The sequence below is a fragment of the Acinetobacter sp. genome (assembly GCF_036666595.1).
Classification (GTDB): domain Bacteria; phylum Pseudomonadota; class Gammaproteobacteria; order Pseudomonadales; family Moraxellaceae; genus Acinetobacter.
On sequence record NZ_JAVWVO010000126.1, the window covers coordinates 1 to 230 of the forward strand.

The 230-nt window shown below is 45.7% G+C and carries 2 pseudogenes; both read left to right on the forward strand.

Features of this window, described 5'->3' with window-relative positions:
• Window positions 1-163 (forward strand): annotated as a pseudogene (locus RR876_RS17150) (thioredoxin family protein); the annotation flags it as partial.
• Window positions 156-230: pseudogene (locus tag RR876_RS17155) on the forward strand (acyl-CoA thioesterase); the annotation flags it as partial. The pseudogenes RR876_RS17150 and RR876_RS17155, both read left to right, overlap by 8 nt.

A 230-nucleotide genomic window follows, 5' to 3' on the forward strand; every position in this document is an offset into this window, starting at 1 on the left:
TCCACGTTTAAGCGCGGCCTTCAATGTTCGCAGTATTCCAACCTTGGTTTTAATGAATAAGACCACAGAGTTGGCGCGGATCAGTGGCGCATTGCGTGCGCCAGAATTGCAACAATGGTTAGATCAACAATTAAAACAACATCAAGGACATTCAAATGACTGAGGGATATGATCAACCGAAAGGGACGCTATCTTTGCAAACCATTGCTATGCCAGCCGATACCAACTGG